Annotated in this window: 1 protein-coding gene; it reads right to left on the minus strand. The window is 61.4% G+C overall.

The annotated features are described in order from the left end of the window. Positions 1-640 (minus strand): hypothetical protein (locus tag ACOSDM_RS20075; protein ID WP_420726313.1); only part of this gene is annotated, 640 nt, incomplete at both ends.

Below are 640 nucleotides of genomic sequence, written 5' to 3' on the forward strand. Positions count from 1 at the left end.
GCGGCGCACCATCCGTATGCGTCTCGCCCACGTCACTGGTATAGGTGAACGACCCGTCCGCCTGCACCGTCAGCGCGCCATACTGCGTGTTGACCTCAACACCAACCGCACCGGTCTGTTCTGCGCCCGTCTCATCGGTATAGGTGAAGGATGTCACTTCAGCGCCATCGGCCCCTTCCGTGTCGTTGCCCATCACATTGCCGGTGACCGTGTTGCCACCTTCTTCCAGCGTCAGCGTCGCATCATCCACCGCAACCGGTACGTCATCGACGACCGAGATGTGGAAGGTGGTGCTGGCCGTCGAGCCATCGCCATCGGTCACTTCAACTGTGAACGGCAGGTCGATCTCGTTCTCGCCCGCACCCACTGGCTGATCCAACGTGCCTTGCAGCGTGAAGCTGTAGCCCGTGCCGCCATTGGTCAGTTCCATCGTGAAGACTGGCACACCATTCGCCGTTCCGGTGATCGTCTGACCATCCGTGCTGGGCGTTACGGTCACTGGCACACCGCCAGAGGTCAGGGTCGGCATCAAGCCGCTGTCGGTGAAGGCAACAGAGCCCAGGCCATCATCGCCTGCATCAATCGTCAGCGTCCCGGTAACCGTTGTCGGTTCCTTATCCGCATCAGACCCATCGGCCAG

The organism is Hwanghaeella sp. LZ110 (genome assembly GCF_048892525.1).
Lineage (GTDB): Bacteria > Pseudomonadota > Alphaproteobacteria > UBA8366 > Aestuariispiraceae > Pacificispira.